17 protein-coding genes are annotated in these 20,062 nt (G+C 57.7%); 8 read left to right on the top strand and 9 right to left on the bottom strand.

From position 1 onward, the window contains the following. Window positions 1-162: 162 nt before the first annotated feature. Window positions 163-465: a hypothetical protein gene (locus tag AC0L3D_RS18005; protein WP_473645264.1), complete on the bottom strand. Its 303-nt coding sequence runs from the start codon at window positions 463-465 to the stop codon at window positions 163-165. 1,183 nt (window positions 466-1,648) lie between these two features. Between AC0L3D_RS18005 and AC0L3D_RS18000 the strand changes: the two genes are divergently transcribed. Continuing rightward, window positions 1,649-3,097 carry an RES family NAD+ phosphorylase gene (locus AC0L3D_RS18000; protein WP_473645262.1) on the top strand — a complete coding sequence of 483 codons (1,449 nt, stop codon included), beginning with the start codon at window positions 1,649-1,651 and terminating at the stop codon, window positions 3,095-3,097. Between the two features lie 419 nt (window positions 3,098-3,516). Continuing rightward, window positions 3,517-4,359, top strand: coding sequence for a hypothetical protein (locus AC0L3D_RS17995; RefSeq protein WP_473645260.1), 843 nt, complete (start codon window positions 3,517-3,519; stop codon window positions 4,357-4,359). On the opposite strand, the gene AC0L3D_RS17990 is transcribed toward AC0L3D_RS17995, so the two are convergent. The 4 genes from AC0L3D_RS17990 to AC0L3D_RS17975 all read right to left on the bottom strand — a co-directional run bounded on the left by AC0L3D_RS17990 (window position 4,301) and on the right by AC0L3D_RS17975 (window position 7,159). Continuing rightward, window positions 4,301-4,780 (bottom strand): DUF488 domain-containing protein, encoded by a 480-nt coding sequence (locus AC0L3D_RS17990; RefSeq protein ID WP_473645258.1) that lies wholly within the window; start codon window positions 4,778-4,780, stop codon window positions 4,301-4,303. The two genes, AC0L3D_RS17995 and AC0L3D_RS17990, sit on opposite strands and share 59 nt — an antisense overlap. A 92-nt stretch (window positions 4,781-4,872) precedes the next feature. Then, window positions 4,873-5,301: a hypothetical protein gene (locus AC0L3D_RS17985; RefSeq protein WP_473645257.1), complete on the bottom strand. Its 429-nt coding sequence runs from the start codon at window positions 5,299-5,301 to the stop codon at window positions 4,873-4,875. Between the two features lie 107 nt (window positions 5,302-5,408). Then, on the bottom strand, window positions 5,409-6,281 hold the full coding sequence (locus tag AC0L3D_RS17980) for a DUF4238 domain-containing protein (protein WP_473645255.1): 873 nt from the start codon (window positions 6,279-6,281) through the stop codon (window positions 5,409-5,411). 707 nt (window positions 6,282-6,988) lie between these two features. After that, complete coding sequence (locus AC0L3D_RS17975; RefSeq protein ID WP_473645253.1) at window positions 6,989-7,159, bottom strand: hypothetical protein; 171 nt, start codon at window positions 7,157-7,159, stop codon at window positions 6,989-6,991. 288 nt (window positions 7,160-7,447) lie between these two features. Here AC0L3D_RS17975 and AC0L3D_RS17970 point away from each other — a divergent pair, with 288 nt between their 5' ends. Beyond that, complete coding sequence (locus tag AC0L3D_RS17970) at window positions 7,448-8,269, top strand: NYN domain-containing protein (protein ID WP_473645311.1); 822 nt, start codon at window positions 7,448-7,450, stop codon at window positions 8,267-8,269. A gap of 36 nt (window positions 8,270-8,305) precedes the next feature. On the opposite strand, the gene AC0L3D_RS17965 is transcribed toward AC0L3D_RS17970, so the two are convergent. From AC0L3D_RS17965 to AC0L3D_RS17955, 3 genes are all read right to left on the bottom strand, one after another. Further along, on the bottom strand, window positions 8,306-8,458 hold the full coding sequence (locus tag AC0L3D_RS17965) for a hypothetical protein (protein WP_473645251.1): 153 nt from the start codon (window positions 8,456-8,458) through the stop codon (window positions 8,306-8,308). A 1,241-nt stretch (window positions 8,459-9,699) separates the two neighbouring features. Beyond that, the gene (locus tag AC0L3D_RS17960; protein ID WP_473645249.1) at window positions 9,700-13,035 is read right to left on the bottom strand and encodes an AAA family ATPase; all 3,336 of its coding nucleotides are present in this window, start codon (window positions 13,033-13,035) and stop codon (window positions 9,700-9,702) included. 248 nt (window positions 13,036-13,283) lie between these two features. Then, a complete protein-coding gene (locus tag AC0L3D_RS17955; RefSeq protein WP_473645247.1) occupies window positions 13,284-13,718 on the bottom strand; it encodes a helix-turn-helix domain-containing protein in 435 nt (144 codons plus the stop codon). 1,034 nt (window positions 13,719-14,752) lie between these two features. Here AC0L3D_RS17955 and AC0L3D_RS17950 point away from each other — a divergent pair. The 3 genes from AC0L3D_RS17950 (at window position 14,753) to AC0L3D_RS17940 (ending at window position 16,621) form a co-directional block, all read left to right on the top strand. Then, entirely contained in the window at window positions 14,753-15,496 is a 744-nt protein-coding gene (locus AC0L3D_RS17950) for a hypothetical protein (protein ID WP_473645245.1), read from the top strand. Window positions 15,497-15,593: 97 nt separating this feature from the next. After that, the gene (locus AC0L3D_RS17945) at window positions 15,594-16,169 is read left to right on the top strand and encodes a hypothetical protein (protein WP_473645243.1); all 576 of its coding nucleotides are present in this window, start codon (window positions 15,594-15,596) and stop codon (window positions 16,167-16,169) included. Window positions 16,170-16,378: 209 nt separating this feature from the next. After that, window positions 16,379-16,621, top strand: a complete 243-nt coding sequence (locus AC0L3D_RS17940; RefSeq protein WP_473645241.1) for a hypothetical protein — start codon at window positions 16,379-16,381, stop codon at window positions 16,619-16,621. A gap of 92 nt (window positions 16,622-16,713) precedes the next feature. Here the strand turns inward: AC0L3D_RS17940 and AC0L3D_RS17935 are convergent, their stop codons facing one another. Further along, window positions 16,714-16,935 carry a hypothetical protein gene (locus AC0L3D_RS17935; protein ID WP_473645240.1) on the bottom strand — a complete coding sequence of 74 codons (222 nt, stop codon included), beginning with the start codon at window positions 16,933-16,935 and terminating at the stop codon, window positions 16,714-16,716. A 295-nt stretch (window positions 16,936-17,230) separates the two neighbouring features. On the opposite strand from AC0L3D_RS17935, the gene AC0L3D_RS17930 reads away from it, so the two are divergent. Together AC0L3D_RS17930 and AC0L3D_RS17925 are read left to right on the top strand one after the other, a co-directional pair. After that, window positions 17,231-18,643, top strand: coding sequence for an ATP-binding protein (locus tag AC0L3D_RS17930; protein WP_091598380.1), 1,413 nt, complete (start codon window positions 17,231-17,233; stop codon window positions 18,641-18,643). 151 nt (window positions 18,644-18,794) lie between these two features. Then, window positions 18,795-19,880, top strand: coding sequence for a glycosyltransferase family 4 protein (locus AC0L3D_RS17925; RefSeq protein WP_473645238.1), 1,086 nt, complete (start codon window positions 18,795-18,797; stop codon window positions 19,878-19,880). The last annotated feature ends 182 nt before the right edge of the window (window positions 19,881-20,062 follow it).

The raw sequence follows: 20,062 nt of genomic DNA, 5'->3' as shown, positions 1-20,062 counted from the left end.
AGTGGCGAAAGTGCCTCTTGAGCCTCTGACTGGCACTATGTTGAGGATTTGCCATCGCGACGCCGCAGGAGCTGCGCCCCATGCACGCCTGCCACTGAAAGGGCAAGGTTCGATCTCGGCGAGGGCCAGCATGAGCTGGTTATATGTGTCGTTCGAGGTTCCTTAGAACCGTCCATACAGGGGCAGCGCCGTCATTTTTGCGGCGTCAACTGCTTTCTTCTTAGCTCGCAGGCGCTGCTTCTTTTCGCGCTGCTTAGTTCTCTCGTGGCTGGCGCGGTCCTCATCGGTCATGGCGTCTAGACGGGTGTAAGGGCGAACCGCGCGCCCTTCGGCCGCTGCCTTGGCTAAATAGTCAGCGCGGGCACGCGCGCTCCAGGCTGCTCGGTTAGCATCGCCTTGCTGGTCAAACCGCCTTTGAGTGCTGGCGTTGGACTTTGCCTTCCAACCCTGGACGGCTTTTTTCAACGGCGACACGCGTGCCCCAGCTGCGCATGGGGTCGCCGGTAGTCCGGCATCGATATCAGGGGGCATAGGAGTGGTGTAACCTTCGATACGATTGGGTTACGGCTTGGCGGGGCCGGCGATCGATCTGATTGTGGGCGAATGTGGGCGACACCGGTTAGGTGCCCGATTCCGCCAAGAACCGCAATCATTCGAGTGCGATTACAGTATAGCAGAGTCTGAACCGCGACGGCAAAAAAGCGGGAACTATTCCTACGATTAACGACTGAGCCAGGCAAAGGTGCGTCCGAGGTTTCGCGTTGGCAGCAGAGGAATGTCCACCATTTCCTCCTTTAGTAAGTAAGTTAGATAAGACAGTAAGAAATAAGGGAAGAACTACGTTGGAAAATGGTGGACACACTGAGCGGTAAGTGTGTCTACTCGGGCGCTTCGCGCCCTCCCTGCGCGGCCCTTCGGGCCTTGCCCGCGCTTCGCGCGGCCTAACTTTCTGTTCGGACCGGAAGACGTAGCTTTCAACCTTTCCGGTTCGACACTAACAGATCCGGTCTAGCACTTCATCGTGCCGTAGACGGGCCGTAGAAGCGTTCCTTGTTCCTGCATGCTGCGAAGTGCCCGAAATTGCCGTCAGTGCCTGGCGGCTCACGTATGACTCAAACAGGTCGTGGTGCGTTTTTCTTCGGAAAGTCGCGGTTCCCAAAAGAATCACCTTCCGGTTAGAGGAAATGGCGGACAGGCTGCGGTCCACACTAACCGATCCGGTTCTGTGCCCGAGGAGACATACCTCGGTTAGAGGAAATGGTGGACAGGGCGAACGGCTCGTAGTTTATGGCGATCACCGGCTTGTGGGAGAAGGCGCCGGCAACAAGCCGCCCACGTTCACCATGCTGACGACGGAGCCAGGGGCCGGATGTTGCGTCGCCCATCCATAATTAGCAAGTGGTTGTGCTTCAGCCTCCGAATTGGAGGGGCTGGATCAATCTGACGAAGCCGGACGTCGAGTTGTTTCGGCCCTTGCCGATGAGCTCTCTCAATATGGACACCGTCGGAGCCGTAGCGACAGCTAGGTATTCAGATTTGAAAACCGTGCATCATTCTTTCGACCGGCGGACAACTGAATTACAGGATGCTATCAGAAGGGTCCAAAGCACGAGGCCCGTGCCAACTCCTGCCGCTGGCGGTCTGCTAGATGCTCAGCCAAGATGAGATCGACGAGCTGAAGGCCAAGAACCTTTGCTACCATTGCGTCGATGAAGCGTATCTCCGCGCCGAAATGCAGCACCAAGGACGGCGGCGTCCTTGTTCGTATTGTGATCGGACTGCTAAGTCCTACACAGTCGGCGATCTGGCCGAGCGTATCGAAGAGGTCTTCGAACAACACTACGTCCGCACCTCGGACCAACCAAACTCTTGGCAGCAGATTCTGCTATCAGACCGTGAATCGGACTACGACTGGGAGCGCAACGGCGAGCCTGTTATCCACGCTATCGCCAATGCCGCGGGGATGCCTGAGGCGGCGGCGGAGGACATTCAACGTTTCCTCGATGAGAGGTATGGCGACTTCGATTCCGCAGCGATGGGCGAAGAAACCGAGTTCTGTTCCGACAGCTACTATGAGGAAAAGGGGACCAGCGATCGGGCCTGGCAGGAAGAGTGGGGCGAATTTGAGCGGTCGCTGAAGACGGAAGCTCGCTTTTTCAGCCGGACGGCGGCCGCCCATCTCTCGTCTGTCTTTCGGGGTCTCGAGACGATGTCCGCGACCGATGGTAGGCCGCTGGTGATCGACGCCGGTCCCGGGACGTCGCTGGACGCCGTTTATCGTGCACGCGTATTTCAATCGGACGAGCGGCTTGAGGCAGCGCTCTGTAGGCCGGATCAGCATTTAGGTTCGCCACCTGCCAGCGTTGCAGGCGCGGGGCGCATGAACGCGCGAGGCATCTCGGTATTCTATGGCGCCGATGAACCGCGCGTTGCCATCGCCGAGGTGCGGCCTCCGGTCGGCAGCCAGGTTGCCGTCGCGCGCTTCGAAATCATCCGGCCTTTGCGGTTGCTCGATTTGACCGCACTCGGCGACGTCAGCGAAGGCGGTAGCGTCTTCGACCCCGAGCTAGCAAGTCGCATGGAGCGCGCGATGTTCTTGCGCTCACTCAGCCAACGCATCACCCGGCCAGTAATGCCGGACGACGAAGCCTTCGACTACCTGCCCACCCAAGCCATCGCGGACTTCCTCGCCACTGACGAAGCTGAGATAGATGGCATCGTCTTTCCATCGGTCCAAGCGGCGGGCCATGTGCTGAATGTGGTGCTGTTTCACAAGGGGGCGCGAGTTGAGGGCATCGACGTGCCTGACGGAACCGACATCGAGGCGAGGACCGGCGAAATGTATCCGGAAGGCTGGGAGCGGGAATACGTCGTCATCGAACGGGCTCCGCCGGCACCTGCGCCAACGGCGCAAACGGGTGACGATGACGGATGGGCAAATTTCGCATGGTCGCCGCCGGACCCGGATGGCAGGGCGGTGGCGCTTCGCATCGATTTGCAGTCGATAAAGGTGCATCTGGTGCGTCGGGTAGAGTTCGATACAGTCGAATATGGTGTTCGGCGGCACCGCTGGGAAAGGCGCGAGCCCGACTTATAAGAGGTGCATTGGTCAGATTGGCAGCGATCTCGCGTCGGGTTTGGGCTGCCGTGGTGGAATTCATCGCGGTGGCCCGCGGGGAGGGTGAAATGAAAGCGCCATCAGGCTCGCCGTTGACGGCGATTGCGGGGCTGAATGAGTTTGCTTCGTCCGCCGCGTTTCGCAAATGCTGACTGGCGCCCGCATATTGCCCGGTATCAAGACCGGCACGTCCTTATGCTCCAGCCAGCCGGTTGGCACTCCAGACCTGAGGCCTAGTTCCTGGCGGTCGACACCGTCCACCACATGTTGCCTGAACTCTGGTTGCACCGAAGAGTTCTCCCTACCACTCATCTGAATGCTTTACAGCCAGCAAGCAGCGTGCATTCGTGGGACTTGTTATGGATTATTGAATTGGCGCAATTGGATGCAAGCAAGCGATGGCTTCCCGACAGACGCGCATACTCATTCTTTGCAAGACCTATCCTTCGCCGAGCGGCAAACACGTCGAAACATGCTGCGTCGCTGGCATAGAACAAGAAGGGGGCCTTATTAGGCTATTTCCCGTTCCGTTTCGACTTGTGGGCGACGACAAGCAGTTTAAGAAATGGCAGTGGATCGCGGCCCGGATCGAGAAAGCCCCAGGCGATCATCGTCGTGAAAGTCACAAGATTTTCGTTGATACTATACAATGCATGGGCGACCCTCTACCGACAAAGCAGGGCTGGCTGGCGAGAAGGGCGCAACTTGCCAATATACCAACGTTTAGGGATTTCGCGATGCTCGAAGAAGCTCGCGTCTCGGGCCATTTTACACTAGGACTTCTTCGTCCTTCGCGAGTGATCGGCCTAGATATTACAGCCTGTGAGAGGCCCGATTGGACACGAGAAGAGAGGGAAAAGCTAATTCAGTATGAGCGGCAAGGCGGACTGTTCGATGAGGCTGACGCCAAACGCATCGCGACCCTCAAGAAAATCCCTTTCGAGTTCCACTATCGCTATTCGTGCGCGATCGGCGGTGAAAATCGCGAGTATCGGCACAAGATAGCCGATTGGGAAGCTGGCGCGCTCTACTGGACCTGCCGCCACCGCTATCGGGATGCGTGGGAGGTTCCGTTTCGAGCCAAACTTGAGACCGCTTTGCCAGGTGCTGACCTTATCTTCTTGATGGGCACGATCCACCGGTTTCCGAACCAGTGGCTTATCGTAAGCCTGATTTACCCGCCTAAGCTGCCGACCGAACCCTGGCGTCAGGGATCTCTTTTCGATCCGTTAGGTGAGTGATGCTGAACCTGCCGATGGCGGCGGCTGCTCGCGCGACGAAGGTTCGATGACAGCGATTGAAATCGGCTTCAAAACAAATCAGGCACGAAGTCGAGCCTTTGGCGACCTTCACAATCTCGGCTACTGCCTCCGTCTGCTCCCTGCTATGCGCAAGAAATCCACGCGTGTAGGCCGTCCAGTCACCGTCTTGCTTGTAACGTTCGCGGACAGGTTTGGGGCAGCCCAGGGCTGGAACGTGAGTGTAAGCGATACCAGCGTCGCCTAGCGCGATAGAAAGACTACCTTTCGAGAAGCCGCGTTTGCGCGACAGAGGATTTGCCCGAACATCGAGCACCGTTTCAACACCGGCATCCTTGAGGCGTTCGATGAAGATATCCAGCGACAAACCTTCGTAGCCGAAGGTGAAAATGCGGTCCGACATGATCGATCCCTCGTGTCCCGTTTAGAATCTGCGCCGTCTTCCGGAAAGAATGGATTAACTCTGTAGGGGCGGGGCGATCGATCAGTCGTGCCCTAAATCCATTGATTCTCGTAGACCGTCTGTCTCAAGGTCCGAATTGCATCTCTCGCCTTGCCCTCCAACTCATGCTCGTATTTTTCCGGCTGTTCAAGAACATCCTGATCGTGCTGAGGGGTGGCCAGATGAACCCACCGATTGCGGTAATTCCGAAGAGCATGAATGTCGCGCTTAAGCGGTTCCGAAATCGAAGATCGTTCGATCAGTTCATACAGGGTCGCTCGCCGATCTCCTGCGTATTCCGAGCGCAGATATGTCTCGATGCCCGCCATGGCTGTGACGACGGTTGCGAGGTGAGCGCTGGCAACGAAAGCGATATCTGCTTCCCGAACGATGAACGAACACCACTCCGATAACGTGACTCCACCTTGTAGGAGTTCCTCGTCCAAATTCGCGATGAAGGCCCAACGCTGCTCTTCGTTCATCTTGTTCCTTACATCATGAGATTCGTCTGGCGGGCGCTGGCAATTCTAAACGGCCCGGAACGGCGTGGCGTCTCGTCCAGGCACGTTGGAGTTGCCCACCCGCACCATCAATCGCTGTGACGGAATCTCGCGTATGTATCTGTTCCGATCGTCTTTGCGAATCCACGGGCGAACCGAAAGTCATTGACGGGAGAAATTACAAATCTCTTGGCCATAAAGACTTGCCCTGAGTTCTCACTCTCGACCATCTCCTTATCCAATGCGATAGGCGACAGACACCCGTCCAACGCTTCGATCCTTTTCCAGAACCGCCGCTCATGACAGAACATGATAATGTCCGGAGCGAGCGGGTAAACGGCGTAACTGCCCTCGGCCACAAAACCAATTTTGAGCCACATGGCGTTATCCTTTGTCCTGAAAGCAACAGGATTATCGGATGTCATGAACGGTGTTCCTGTGGTGTTTTTTGCGAATATCCAAATCGCCTCGTTGATATGATTCGCAATGCTTTCAACCACACCGAGGTCCCACATGAGATCGGTGTGCGTATTTGCCCTGTCGTCATCGGAAAGCGGTTCATCGGGATGGTCCTCATCATGCATTGCACAAAGGATGTCTCTGGTGTCGGCGGTCCTCAGGAATTGGACGGCCATGAACCGTGACACGATCTCCCGGTTTGGCTTTGGAATTGGGATCTGTTGACCCGGTTCAACAGCCCGTAACCGTTGGAGCCATTCGTCCGTGATCAAGGACATTTGCCCTTCCATTTCCGACAGCTGCTTTTCCATCGTGAAAGCGTCGTGTCCAAGTTTCTCGAATTTATGCAACCGATAAAAGTCAGATTCCACTGCGATCGATCCCGGCATCGATGGAAAGACGCGATCCGTTTTTTTGTCCCAAACCCAGAGCCGACCGGCATTGTCTGCAAACCGCCTTTGGTGGAATTGCGGCACATAGTGGTGACGCCTTGGGTCGTTCATGCTCGCAATTGCTCCGTCCTCATTGAGTTCCCGTTTTCGGCAGTCGTTCACGGCTTTCTATCGGAATCTCGCGTTTTCACTTTGATCTGATCAATGTGGCCATAGGGTCAATGGTATTGCGCGGCTTCGGCCCCTTCGGCCGGCTGCGAGGATCGGGACCGGGACTGCTGTGGTGGAATTCGCCGCCTCGGCCATGTGGCAGCGGGAAGGCGCCGTCGCGATTGCCGACCCTATGCTGGTCCTGGCCTAGTGGATGGATCGCGAATCAAACTGGAGCCCCGGAGCTCGACACGATGTTTCGGCGTTTCGCGATGCTGCGATCGAAGCCGCTTTCGATGGGGGCCGGCACGGTTGAAGCAAAGACGGCCAAACCGGTGAGCTTGTCACCTCAAGACCTCCGGATCCACCACTGAAGGATTACGATGTCCGAGGCCGAGAAGATTGTCACTGAGCGTCTAGGGCGCGCACCATCACCGTCCGCTGGAGTGTCACTCAGAATGCCAAAGCACGCACCTGCGACCGGCTGTGTCGATTGTGGCCGGTAGTTCCGGCCGTGACTACTGCGGAAGGGACGAGACACCTGGCAGCACGCACTGAACTTCTGGAAATCTCTTTTTCCAATGGCAGCACAATAAGTCATTGGTGACTTACGATTGACAACAACTATTCCTATCCTAAAAATCGTATAATGCTGGATTTATTCGATCTTATTTAGCGTTAAAGCGTCGCCAAAGATCGAACGACTCAACAAGAAGTTCTTTCATCGTAATACCGGCGTTGTGAGCCGATAGCTTGAATTGATAGTGAAACTCGTCAGGCATCTTAAAGCTCATGTCACGTATCGGGCGATCACTGCCATCGTCAGATTTATCGGCCATCGTTCATTCTCCTATTTTGGCACTCCTATGAATGAATGACATCGGTAGAATTTTCAATTTGACGAGCGTTCAAAAAATGTTACCGTCTATTTGTGGCGCCAATCAAATGGCTTTCACCTCCAGAACTACGGACTCTAAAGGGCCCAGGACCGCCAGCTTCCTGGGCCCTTGCCACTTAGCGAGCGCACCTGTTGCAGGTTGCCCGCTCGGGTGCTCTTCCTGACGAACGAGCCGCGATGCCCTCCGAGGGCTGGTGTTGGCACGCGTGGATGCATTGCATTGGAGACCATGATGCCCACAGAACAACGCTTCCCTCGCCTGGCTGTCTTGATCGACGCGGATAATGTCCCGGCGAAGATGATCGGCCGAGCCATCACAGAGATGGAAAAATACGGCCAGTTAGTAGTGAAGCGAGCCTATGGCGACTTTGCTGGACCACAAGGCGCGGTGTGGGGGGAGACGTTGGTCCGGCACGCAATCGTGCCGCGTCATCTGGCGATTTCCGGCAGGGGCAAGAATGCTGCAGACATCGCGCTGGTAATTGATGCGATGGATCTTCTACACGATGGCGCCTTCGGCGGATTTTGTATCGTGTCAAGCGACAGCGATTTCACCAACCTGGCGATCCGCATTCGGGAGCAGCATCTTGAATGTTATGTTTTCGGCGGTGAAAGCGCCCCCGAACGGCTAAAGCAAGCATGCAGCCGGTTCGTGTATCTGGAGAACCTGAGGTTCGATCTGCTGCATGCACCTCATTCCAAAATGAAGCCGCTACGCCCGCTCGGCGAGGCCCATTTTATCGTGAAGAGTGCAATGGCCAGCCTTGTTGATCATCCCGCAGACTGGGTGGCGATTGACCTTCTCGAGCGCGAACTTGAGCGCCGAAGCACCGATTTCGATACGCGAACTTACGGACATGTTCGATTAAGAGATCTGCTTGTTGCACTCAAACGTCCGTTTGTCGTCGATGGGCCACGCGATTCTGCTGGGCGTGTCAGAATGCGAGTGACGAAGCAGGCCGGAAAAATGTTGCTCCGAAGGGGTGATACACAGGGTCTCGTTTCCGCGTGCGCCTGTGCCACCTCCGGCACTCCGCGAGTGGCTAACTAGCCTTGCCAGTGATCGCCATTCGCCGGCCGATGGAATTCAGAGATCGGCAAGGCACCGGCCTTCGCCACGGGCGGCATCGTCGGCAGGAACAGCTTCGCCAACACCTATGCGCCGAACCTCGCCATCAACGTCAGCGGTTCCGGCAAACCCCGACAGGACGCGCACCTTGCCAGCCAAATCGCGGAGCATGCGGACCGCACCCTGAAGGCCAATCAGCCGAAGGACGGCTTCCGGCGCTCACAGGGGCAGGTGCTGGGGGAAGCGGCGCGCATGCGGCATCGGGCAACAGGCCGGAACGGATGATCCCTCTAGCGGCTTGTGCTGTTGCCGAAAGCCATGCGGATGCCAAGTCCGACGATGAAGCAACCCGCGATACGTTGCTGCCACACAGACCCCAGCACCAGGGGCTTCCTAGCAGCGAAAGGAACGACGAGTATCGTTGAGCGCCAGTCCCGGATGTCTCCCAAGCGCGCGCATTCGACACAGGTCAATGCGCCTATTTAGGTGTGGTCTGTCAGAGCCTTAGTGGATGACTGATCTTGGAACTGGGCAGGACGAGAAATAGGTTCCTAGCGGTATCGAGGCTTGTAGCGCCCGATCATCCTACACTTCGGCCCATACAGCAGTCTGCCTCCGACGCGGAGCGCCTCCTGGATCCCGCCTTAGTTGACACTTTTCCAAAAACTTGGATTTCGGACGGTTTTGTCAACCTGATGTAAACTTAGGGTAAAGCAGACTCTTATTTCGGCTAAGAGAACGCACGTTTCTGGTTGACAGAATTCGTTGCGGATCACGAGTGATCGATGGCCTAAGTTGACGTTTGTCAACCTCGGGCTTGTCAAAGCTCGTTCCCTTCAGATGTCCAGCCGACACCCCACACAAAGCGGTGCATTGAGGGGATATTTGTCTGCCGCAACAAAAGGCATTCCCTTGATCTAACCAAGAAAATCCTAGGACTTCCATCTTTGGGGTTCATCCAGACTCAGGAACAAAGTCGATCGGTTCCTAGGAACCTGGGCGATCATCTGCTGCTCCCTCTCATGGCATCCAGAACCGGCACCCGTGGTGCACTCGCTGACGGCGCTTACTTCGCTGATCCCACTGGATTAGCGGGACTGACCGAACATGCGGCCCATGCTCGCGGTCTGCCCTGGAGCCTGAGGGCAGTAGTAGGGTGAAAAATCAGCTGGCTGCCACCAATGGCTTAGATGGATACGTAGTTGCCGTTCGGTCATCTGCCAGAACGAGCACGTTGCGCCATATTCGGACCTACGCGGGGACAAGTGTGAACGTCTCATCTCAACCATTCCGTTACATTCCAGTCCAATCGGACGAACGCGCGTCCCGGGTAGCGCAATGAGCCAAGCTTGCATCAAATCGACGCAAACTACGTTGTCGGAACCGACGCAGATGACGCAGATGATGCGACCTCAACGACTCAGGGCGTCCAGCGCCCTTTGTGCCGCGATGAGGTCGACGATTGGATATCTGGTTTCAAATGTGTTGATGACGGATTGTAGGCGCGCTTTGGCGTCATTGACACGACCTTGTCGTGCGAGAACCAGTGTCAGTTGCGTTGTGGCGCGGAGTTCAAAAAGTCGCGCTTTCTGCCGCTTTGAAGTTGCAATCGCTGTTTCGAATAGCCGAGCGGCACCCGTCAGGTCACCTCGGCCAGCGGCGATTTGGCCACGGAAGCGAATACATTCTGCTAGGTAGCATGCTTCGTCCGTATCGAGAACGAGCGCATCGACGTCATCAAGCACTTGCGATGCGTCTTCGATGCGACCGGCCCGCAGGAGAAGATCACAAAGTGCGCATGTTTTGTCAGCGGAGTGAAATACCACGCCTTGCCCACGCCAAAGAACCATACTCTCCCGGACGTCATCGATGCCGGCATCCAGTTCACCTAAATGCGAGCGGGCATAGCCACGCCACCTAATGCCGCTGCTTCGACGCGCCGCGTAGCCATGCCGTTCGCAAATCTCGACGATCTTCGTAGCGTTCTCAAGTAGTTTCTCGTATTGACCGAGTAGCTCGCAAAAATGGCACTGAAGGAGAAGATACCAGGCGAGGTCGAAGGGTTTATCGAGCTGACTGACAGTTCGAATCAGTTGCTCTTTTTGTTCGACGGCATCGTCAAAGAAGCCCAATATGGTCAGCGAACCGCTAAGATACTCTTGGGCAGAGAGACGTTGATCCGCACCAGCGAACAAGATACGACGACTTGCTTCAACACGTTCAACCAGAGCTAAGGCCTTGCGTAGGGCCTCCGCTGCCAGCGGTTGTTCTCCCCGGTTGTAGTGAGCAATCCCCTTTGCCGCCCAAAGTGCACTCAGATAGGCCGCTGGAACGAGATTGGCATCGTTTGCGAGCTGCTCTTCGGCCAGGGTGAGGTAATCTTGATTGCGCCCAGTGGCATAAAAAAAAGGAGCGAGTGAAAGCGCAACGTCACATTGCAATTCGACCGATGCAGTGTTCGCGGCAGCAAGACGTGCATCTTGAAGCGCCTTCCCAAGGCGCTCAGAACGATACCCTTCAGCCTGCATCAAGGCATTGGCCATCGCAAGGTGGAGACGTGTCATCCGTTCGGCACCGCCGGAGACGTCGCCAAGTCTCCTGCTGCAGTCGATCGCACTGGCAAAGTGCGACACGGCTTCCCTAGTGGCAGCTCTGGCCACGGCGGCCCCTCCCGCCTTTTGCCAGTGATCGAGCGCGCCCGCCCAATCCCCAGCTTCCTGAAAGTGGTGCGCGAGGAGCTCGGGTTGCGCGTCAGTGATTTCGGTCCACTTTTCCTCCAACACATCTGCGACACGCTTATGTAGCTCCTGGCGCTTAGCGCGCAGCAGCGTGCCATACGCTGCGTCCTGAACGAGCGCATGCTTGAAGAGGTAAGTGGCCAGTGGCCGCGTCCCGCGGCAGAACACCAGACCGGCGCCGACGAGTTGATCCAGTGCGCCATTTAGATCAGCGGCATTTCGCTGTGCAACCGCTGCCAGCAATTCGTAGGAGAACTCCCGACCGAGAACCGCGCCGACCTGTGCGACCTCCTTAACGGTTGAGCCGAGGCGATCGAGCCGCGCCATCAGCGAGGCATGCAGCGTGGCGGGGACGTTCAACGCCGTCGCAGCAGCTCTTGAGAGCACTGTCCTGGCGTTGCCGCTCTCCAACACCGCCTTGGTCAGTTCCTCGACGAACAGTGGCACCCCATCCGTGCGCTCGATGATCTCCGCGACAACGTCGCTCGGCAGCTCTCCGGTGCCGACGACCCGCTGGACCAACGCGGCGCCTTCACGACGGTCGAGCCGATTGAGGACCAGAACCGTGACGTGCGCCTGCCCGGTCCACGGCGGTTGAAACTCGGGGCGGAACGTGAGGAGAAGCAGCACTGGCAGGAGCGGCACCCGCTCGATGGCTAGGTCGAGCAGCTCGCGCGAGCTGGGGTCGATCCAGTGCACATCCTCGAAGAGCATCAGCACCGGACCTTGTCGCGCCAGGTCTTCGAGCTGCCGGAGCAGCGCATCGAAGGTTTTCTCTTTCTTACGCTTGGGCGTCAGTTGGAGAGGCGGGAAGCGGCCTTCGGTCGGCAACGACAGCAGCTCGGCCAGCAGCGCCCCGTCCTCCGGTGAGGCCGGGGCAAGCAGGGCCGCAAGCTTATCCAGCTTCCTCTCAGGCGGGTCGTCGCGCTCCAACCCGGCGGCACGTTCTAGCTGCGCAATGGTCGGGTGGAGCGCGCTGTCTTGATGGTGCGGCGAACAGAAATAGCGCAAGCGGGTGTGTGGCTCATTCTGGATCCGCTCCTGCAAGGTGACAGTGAGGCGCGACTTGCCGATGCCCGGCTCGCCCGAGAGCAGGACTACCCGGCCTTCGCCACCTTTCGCGCGATGCCAGTGGCGCTGCAGCAGGTCGACCTCCTCCTCACGCCCGACCAGCGGCGTGGGCGTCGTCCCATGCAGCGCCTCGAACCGGCTTTCGACAGCGCTCTCACGAACCACTTGATAGGGATGGATCGGCTCCGGAAAGCCTTTCACCTCGACGGCGCCAAGATCGCGATATTCGAAAAGATCGCCGACCAGCTGCCGCGTTTGCGGCCCGATCACGACCGCGTCGGGTTCGGCAAGAGCTTGCAGGCGGGCGGCGAGGTTCGGCGTCTCGCCCACGACGCCGCGCTCGTGCCCTTCGCCGGCGGTGATCAGATCGCCGACGACGACCTGTCCGGTGCCGATGCCGATACGAACCCGCAATGGCTCGGACTCTAGGAGTCGCCTAACGGCATCGACGAGAGCAAGGCCAGCACGCACCGCCTGCTCGGCGGCGTTCTCGTGCGCCTGCGGGTAGCCGAAATACACCAAAACTCCGTCGCCCATGTGCTTGGCGACAAAGCCGCCGAAGTGGGCGACCGTATCGGCGACACAGCGGTGATACGCTCCGATGATCTCACGCAGGTCCTCGGGATCCAGACGCGTCGCCAGCGCCGTCGAGCCGACGAGATCCACGAACATGACGGTCAGCTGTCGACGCTCCGCGCTTAACTCCCGGGTGCGGCTCTGAGCCGCGATGTAATCGGTGCTCGCGTCGGGATGGCTTGACGACGGCCCCAGTCCCACTACCGCCTTGCGGAATCGCTTGCGATGACCAAGGAGCATACCGAGCTTCTCGAGGTCGGCATCGGTCAGCTCCGGCAGGACTTCCGCGTCGATCGCGTTGTCGCGAAATGCCTGCTCGTATTGCTGGAGGCCAAGGCCTCGCAACCAAGCGGCAACGTCCACACAGCTCTCCCAAGGCTGAATTCGGGTCCCTCAGCCGCAATATTAACTCAAATGCCAGGGAAATGCTGTAGTCCGACATGGTTACCGCGGCGGTGACAGCTTCTGGCAGCAAAGCGGACGATGCGCTCCTAGTGATCAAGCGTCCGCATCGGTCAGATCGCGTCATGCAACACTCGCAACTGAACGACCACAAAGGTCGACCTCGGTAGGTCACGGTGATCGGGTTTCGACGCTGGCGTCACTCTGCATCATTCGCCCTCCTTCTTGCCGTCCACGGCACCAAAGATGGCGCGCAATATCTTTCGAAGCAGGACCGATATCTTCGGATCCGTTCCGCTCGAGAACTTGCGCAGCAAGCCAATGAACTCCTGCTCATTTTCTGAAACAAAAACGCCCACCATTTCCCGAATGGCTGCACGGTCCTTTTCGTTACCATTCTGCATGAGGGGCAAGATGAACAGCTCGCGATGATCGATCTCTAGCGCCCTTGCAATGCTCACAACGCGATAAAGCGGCACTTTCGTTCTCCCGCTCTTCATCATCGAAATGACATTGTCGTTAGCAAAACCGATCTCTCTGGCTATTTCCCTTTGGCTCTTTCTGTCTCTTAGCTCGTAGATGCGTTTGTCCAAGAATTTGGCAATCTCAGATTTCCGATGTGCACTGCTGCCATTGTTGTTCATGCCTGTTTTCTTTCTTTAAGTATCTCTTCTTGCTTAATATATAACAACTAATGGTAGGGGAATTTATTTTCCCATCGGCTAGATAGGTCACGGACTTCAGGCTCGCGCCTAGCCGGAATGGCGTCAAACGCTGTCGCACCGTTGATATAACTTGGATAAAGCTACCCTCGGGGGTGATCGACCTTCGTCAACCAAGAGGGCCTGTGGTCGGCGGATTGCACCACTGAACGTGCTCCACATTCCGACGTCCGAGGGTCTTGGGGAACCCGAGCCAAGTAAGGCGGCACCCCCATGGGCTGTGTTCGACGCATAAACGAACCATCCGTCGCGCCTTTCCACTTCCTGCTGGAACCCAGTCGCGAACGCTGCCTTGCCCAACTAACGGAAAGACGTCCGCTTGCGTTGAAGCTGGCGTTACGGATGGATGCTGACAGGCGTCAATAAGGCACGGCGGGAAACGGTCAATTGCCGGGTGGGACGCATGCTTCCCATAGACTCGCATCAGAACGGGTCATTTGGATATCGATAGCCCACAGCTGCCTAGGAGTGATATTTTTCACAAACGAATCTGCCTTAGGCTTTAATTCAGCAACTGCTTATGTTAATCTGCACAACGAAAGTCGATATCTGCCAAAGGAGGGTTGTATGAAACTCTTCATTTTCGCTTTGACGGCATTGTCGCCACTCGCAATTCTTACAACTCATGTAGCAGCCGACGGCACGAGCCCTGGCGCAAGCGTTGTAAAACCTGTCTCTCTTTTTCAGCCTATGATTCAAGTGCCCATGTCAAAATGGACAAAGGAAGTTGCCGCTACATGCGAAAATGGCTACGGATCATGCGGGCAGTGGAATCCCTACTATGCCATAGAGTGTCCTGACACTCAGCGCCCATGCTATCATAGCGACGGGTCAACCACTTGCGAAGATTTTCCGGAGTGCCGCTGAGGCGCACTGCGGTCACCATGTTCTTGGGACTTGTCGTATCAGGCTGCTTTCACGCTGACCAAACAATTGTCTTGCCGGAAAGTTTTGGCTTGACTAGGACGGACATCGAATCCGACCTCGTAGATCGGGCGATCGAAGTCGCCAACAATATCCTGATGCAGAGCGGCGGCTTTTTATTCAGGCGCGATCTTCTCTTAGAAGCAAGTCCCCGTGAGATCCCGATATTCGTCCTGTCAAGCCTCAACCTCGCGACGTCGGATGTGATATGGGTTCCACCCGGTTGCCGATGCGTCTATGTTCAGGCGCCGGCGCTTCGGCGCTGGTTAAACCAGGCGCGAAATGCCGGTGGCTATGGCGACCTGTTCGATGAACGATATGTAGTTGCGTTCATGTTGCTTCATGAGATGGGTCATATTGTGCGGGGAAAACCCGGTGGCTATCTGACGAGCGAAGATCCCAATTTCTCCTTGAACCTTCAAATCACCGACGAGAAGTTGGCGGAGGCCGACGCCGACGCCTTTGCAGAAGCAGCGCTGGTCGAACGACTTCACAGTGGTGGTAGCCAAGCTGAGACGGCGTCTGCGGTGGTGACCAACCTCTCCATACTTTCAAATAACATCTACTACGCTATCACACTGAGCCAAGGCCTGGCTGAGATAATGTGCCTGACACCCACACTCTATTGGGATCGCGGCTATTCGCATCCGAATCTAGTGTTTCGCCTGATGGAGACCGTGAACCGGTTAGCCCCTTCGCAGCAGTCTGCGCAGATAGTGGCTGAGTTCAAAGATTGTCGAGCGAAAAACGGAAAGTATTTCGATACATTTCAGTGACGGAGGCCGCTATGACTATGCGCGCTTCCACATCAAAATTGGGTCTCAGATCACGCGGATAATAAATGTGAACCGGCCTGACAAAGAGGATCGAGGGATGCCCATTGCACGAATTACCGGAGTTCTACTTTCCGTCGGGCTAATCGTTTGGATTGTAATCAGCATAGTAGCTCCCGTAGGGTCTCACCCTAATCCGAACATTCTGGGGTTGGGCAGCGACTTTGAGGGAAACCTCCAGCTCCCTAAAGAAACCATTGTAAAGGTGTTTGAGGATGCACGTTTGCAAATGGTGCAAGTTAACAGTAGCGGCGTCCGGCTGCGCACAGCTGGTGATGTGGGGGCATGGCTGAGCTTCGCAGCGACGGCATTAATAACTCTTATTGCTGGGTTCTATGGGCGCGCAGTGGGAGCGAACGGAACAGCTCCTGACACGACAGGATTTCCATCAAGGAGCGTTCGGCTAATTGCGTTCCTTGCAGCACTCGCTGCGATCCTGACCGCCTTCGGAAGCCTCGCGATAGCCAAGTCAGGAGAGTATTACAAAAGAGCCGATGAGATTCGCGATCTCATTGTCCACAGTAGGGCGCAGATTAAGGATGCCCCAAATCCTGAAGCTGCTCAAGACATTCTCAACGATCTCATTTTGCAGACATCACGGGCTTCTACTATCTAATATTCCGCAAAGTATCCCCACTGGGATGGGCGGCCCCAACATCTTACTGCGTCCCTGGACGAAGCGATGCGCACAAGGGGCCCGCGGCGTCCAAAATTAGCGAGACGGAAACGGCCTCGGGCTCTGAAGTGCCCGTCGCACGGGCGATGCGACTCGGACAAAGGCCATCCGGTGTAGTCGACCGGCTGCTCGATGGATGGCCGTCACAGATGAACTACTCGACCAAAGTCGTCCTTAGAGCCGTCAAATATCCGAAACGCCAGGTCGTGCTGGAATACAGCGCAGCTCCAACGACAGCGGCGCAGCAGCGGGTGGCTGGTAAGACAGTTGTTCACCCGGTGATCGATCTTGGTGACTACAGCGAAGCCTTGCGTCGAAAGCCGATCCTCACACCGGATAATCCGATGCCTAGAGTTTTCGGTGGAAAAACCTGCCAAGTCGGAACCGGCTAAGCGTCGCAATTCCGCCTCGCTATCATTCGCCGTCTCCGCTCCGTAGAACAGGCTATCCGAAATTGATCAACGGAGACCAGCGCTGAGGGTGCCTAGAACTCATACCGGGGCAACCGCGCAATCGCAGACGCCTTCGCAGCGATTGTCACGTCCCCATAGTCGTCGCCCGCAGTTCGTCCGGCATGGCCCTGGATTGCATCAAGCGTCCTGTCGGCAATGCCGATCTCACGACCAACCGTCTTGAGGGCAATGAGTTCGAACCGCTTAACCATTTCCGATCGGCGCCGCAGCAGCATGGCAATCGTCGTCGCCAAACTTTACCCCCTGCCGACGGCACCACTCGGAGGTGCCAACTCAGGCCTGGTGAGTTCGAGGAAATGGCTTATATGAGCCTGAATACCTCCCAAACGAAGCGGCAGCGGACCCGAAGGCATACGACACCACGGTTTGACAATCTAGGAATAAAGCCTTTGTTTTCAATGAGCGGTCAGCGCACGTTTGACAACCTAACCGCTTGAACTCCCATGGCTGTTCCAGAACGGCTCAGCGTGGAATAGACTGCCGCCCGCAGCCCCTTGTCGAGCGGCTGCGGATGCGCAAAAAGGGCGAATGGCGACCACGCAACTGGAACGGCCGGGAGATCGCGGCTTGAGCGCTCGCGCCAGGCGGGCACTGAAGGCCGTGCCGCTTGCCTGGAAACGGTTCTGGCGCCTCGTTTCGCTTTACATGCCGAAGCGGCTCTATGCCCGCTCGCTGATCATCGTCATCGCGCCGATGATACTGCTGCAATCGGTCCTCGCCTTTGTCTTTATGGAACGCCACTGGCAGACCGTGACGCAGCGCCTGTCGCAGGCCACGGTCCGCGACATTGCCGCGATCGTCGACCTGGTGGAAACCTATCCGCACGACGCCGACTACGCCAACATCATCCGCATCGCGCAGGATCGCATGCAGCTGAAGATCGACTTGCTGCCGCCCGATCCGCTGCCGGCGCCCGGTCCAAAGCCGTTCTTCTCGATCCTCGACGAAATTCTCTCGTCCGAGATCACCCATCAGATCAACCGTCCGTTCTGGATCGATACGGTCGGCAATTCCAATATCATCGAGGTCCGCGTCCAGCTCGAAGGCAAGGTGCTGCGCGCCTTCGTGCGCCGGAGCCAGGCCTATGCCTCGAACACGCACATTTTCCTGATCTGGATGGTCGGCACCTCGCTGGTGCTGCTGATGATCGCCATCCCGTTCCTGCGCAACCAGATCCGGCCGATCCTGACGCTGGCCGAGGCCGCCGAAAGTTTCGGCAAGGGCCGGCCGATGCCGCTCGATTTCCGTCCGCGCGGTGCCGAGGAGGTTCGCCGCGCCGGCTTTGCCTTCATCCAGATGCGCGAACGCATCGAACGCCAGCTCGAACAGCGCACCGCCATGCTGAGCGGCGTCAGTCACGATTTGAGGACCATCCTCACGCGCTTCAAGCTGCAGCTTGCGCTGACCGGGACCAAGGCCGACACCGAGGCGCTCGGCCAGGACATCGACGACATGCAGTCGATGCTGGAAGGCTATCTCGCCTTTGCCCGCGGCGAGGCAACGGAAGACGCCGGCCGTTTCAACCTTGAAGCCTATTTCGACAAGCTCGGCGAGGAGGCGACGCTGCGCAAGCGCAAACTGTCGACCTCGCTCGCCGGCGATCCAAATGTGCATGTGCGGCCCCATGCCTTTGCCCGGCTGTTGTCCAATGTCGTCGGCAACGCCTTCCGTTATGCCAAGACGGTTGAGATCAACGCCAACCACGGCCGCGGCTCGCTGCTCGTCACCATCGACGACGACGGTCCGGGCATTCCGCCTGAAAAGCGCGAGCACGTGTTCAAGCCTTTCGTGCGGCTTGACGAAGCCCGCAACCTCGATGCCAGCGGCACCGGCCTTGGCCTTGCCATCGCACGCGACATTGCCCGCAGCCACGGCGGCGACATCATGCTCGACAAGAGCCCGCTCGGCGGCTTGCGCGCCGTCATCAAGGTTCCGGCCTGATTAGAATGACATGCGTCCAATTGGACGTACTGCTTCATCGGCCCGTCATGAAACCATGCTGAAGAGCGCGCATGAAGCGCGTGATCCCGATTGATTCGGCCTTGCGGCCCCGCATCAAGGAAACCGACGACCTTTCAAGCAAAGGCCTGCTATGCGCATCCTGATGGTCACCGACGCCTGGCGCCCGCAAGTCAACGGCGTTGTCCATACGCTGGAACGGCTTTCAGAAACCCTGAAATCCTTCGACGTCGAGACGGACTTCCTGACCCCGAATATCTTTCGCACCTTGCCGCTGCCGACCTACCCGGACATCCGGCTGGCGCTGACGACGCCAGGCCGCGTGGCGCGCCTGATCGAAGCGCGCAATGCCGATCATATCCATATCGTCACCGAGGGCCCGCTCGGCATCATGGCGCGGCGCTATTGCCGCAAGGCCGGCCGGCCGTTCACCACAAGCTATCACACGCGCTTTCCGGAATATCTGAGCGCGCGGCTGCCAATACCGGAAGCCTGGGCCTATCGCTGGCTTCGCGATTTCCACAATTCCGGACAAGGCACGCTGGTCGCCACCCAGTCGCTGGCGGACGATCTGGCGGCGCGCGGCTTCACCAAGCTAAGGCCATGGACGCGCGGCGTCGATACCGACCATTTCCGGCCGGACAAGAAAAAGGATATGGGGCTCAAGCGACCGATCTTCCTCTGCGTCGGCCGCGTCGCGATCGAAAAGAACCTGGCCGCCTTCCTCGACCTGGATTTGCCCGGCAGTAAGGTGGTCGTCGGCGAGGGACCGGAGTTGGCCAGACTCAAGGCCAGATACAACGATGCCCATTTCCTTGGCCACCGCCCGAACGACGAACTGGCCGAAATCTATGCCTCGGCCGATGTCTTCATTTTTCCCAGCCGCACCGACACGTTCGGCAATGTCATCATCGAGGCGCTGGCCAGCGGCACGCCGGTCGCAGCCTATCCGGTGACCGGGCCGATCGACATTGTCGGCGACGGCGTCGGCGGAGCGGTGTCGAACGATTTGCGTGAGGCCGCGCTCGCCGCGCTCGATGTCGACCGCGAAGAGGCGCGCCAACGGGCCATGCGCTACAGCTGGAAGGCCTGCGCGGAGATGTTCCTGGAAACGGCTGGAGAGGCGCTGGGCAGCCAGCGAAAACTGACACCACCTTTCGCCATCCACGGGCGAAGCGGCGGCAACGCCGGCGCGCAGACCCGAGGATCCATTTCGTGACCTGCGAGCGGCCCGTTTCGGTGAAGAACTTGTCGGGTTGAGGCGGCGGCGGGCCGCACTTGCTCCACAGGTTCATCCGGAACGCTTTTGCCGAGAACAGGCAGCGGAGGCGCTGATCGATCTCAATTTCTTGCGCGAGCTAGGGTGCAGCTCTTGGCGTCCGTCTGGTCGTGACTGCGCTA

This window comes from Mesorhizobium sp. WSM4837, from assembly GCF_055811435.1.
Note: the sequence above shows the minus strand (reverse complement) of the source record. Positions and strands in the feature narration are given on the sequence as shown.

Excerpts from the sequence above, each read along its gene's own strand:
- AC0L3D_RS18000 (WP_473645262.1), top strand. The coding sequence starts at position 1,649 with ATGCTCAGCCAAGATGAGATCGACGAGCTGAAGGCCAAGAACCTTTGC.
- AC0L3D_RS17995 (WP_473645260.1), top strand. The coding sequence starts at position 3,517 with ATGGCTTCCCGACAGACGCGCATACTCATTCTTTGCAAGACCTATCCT.
- AC0L3D_RS17990 (WP_473645258.1), bottom strand. The coding sequence starts at position 4,780 with ATGTCGGACCGCATTTTCACCTTCGGCTACGAAGGTTTGTCGCTGGAT.
- AC0L3D_RS17985 (WP_473645257.1), bottom strand. The coding sequence starts at position 5,301 with ATGAACGAAGAGCAGCGTTGGGCCTTCATCGCGAATTTGGACGAGGAA.
- AC0L3D_RS17980 (WP_473645255.1), bottom strand. The coding sequence starts at position 6,281 with ATGAACGACCCAAGGCGTCACCACTATGTGCCGCAATTCCACCAAAGG.
- AC0L3D_RS17975 (WP_473645253.1), bottom strand. The coding sequence starts at position 7,159 with ATGGCCGATAAATCTGACGATGGCAGTGATCGCCCGATACGTGACATG.
- AC0L3D_RS17970 (WP_473645311.1), top strand. The coding sequence starts at position 7,448 with ATGATGCCCACAGAACAACGCTTCCCTCGCCTGGCTGTCTTGATCGAC.
- AC0L3D_RS17965 (WP_473645251.1), bottom strand. The coding sequence starts at position 8,458 with ATGCTCCGCGATTTGGCTGGCAAGGTGCGCGTCCTGTCGGGGTTTGCC.
- AC0L3D_RS17955 (WP_473645247.1), bottom strand. The coding sequence starts at position 13,718 with ATGAACAACAATGGCAGCAGTGCACATCGGAAATCTGAGATTGCCAAA.
- AC0L3D_RS17945 (WP_473645243.1), top strand. The coding sequence starts at position 15,594 with ATGCCCATTGCACGAATTACCGGAGTTCTACTTTCCGTCGGGCTAATC.
- AC0L3D_RS17940 (WP_473645241.1), top strand. The coding sequence starts at position 16,379 with ATGAACTACTCGACCAAAGTCGTCCTTAGAGCCGTCAAATATCCGAAA.
- AC0L3D_RS17930 (WP_091598380.1), top strand. The coding sequence starts at position 17,231 with ATGGCGACCACGCAACTGGAACGGCCGGGAGATCGCGGCTTGAGCGCT.
- AC0L3D_RS17925 (WP_473645238.1), top strand. The coding sequence starts at position 18,795 with ATGCGCATCCTGATGGTCACCGACGCCTGGCGCCCGCAAGTCAACGGC.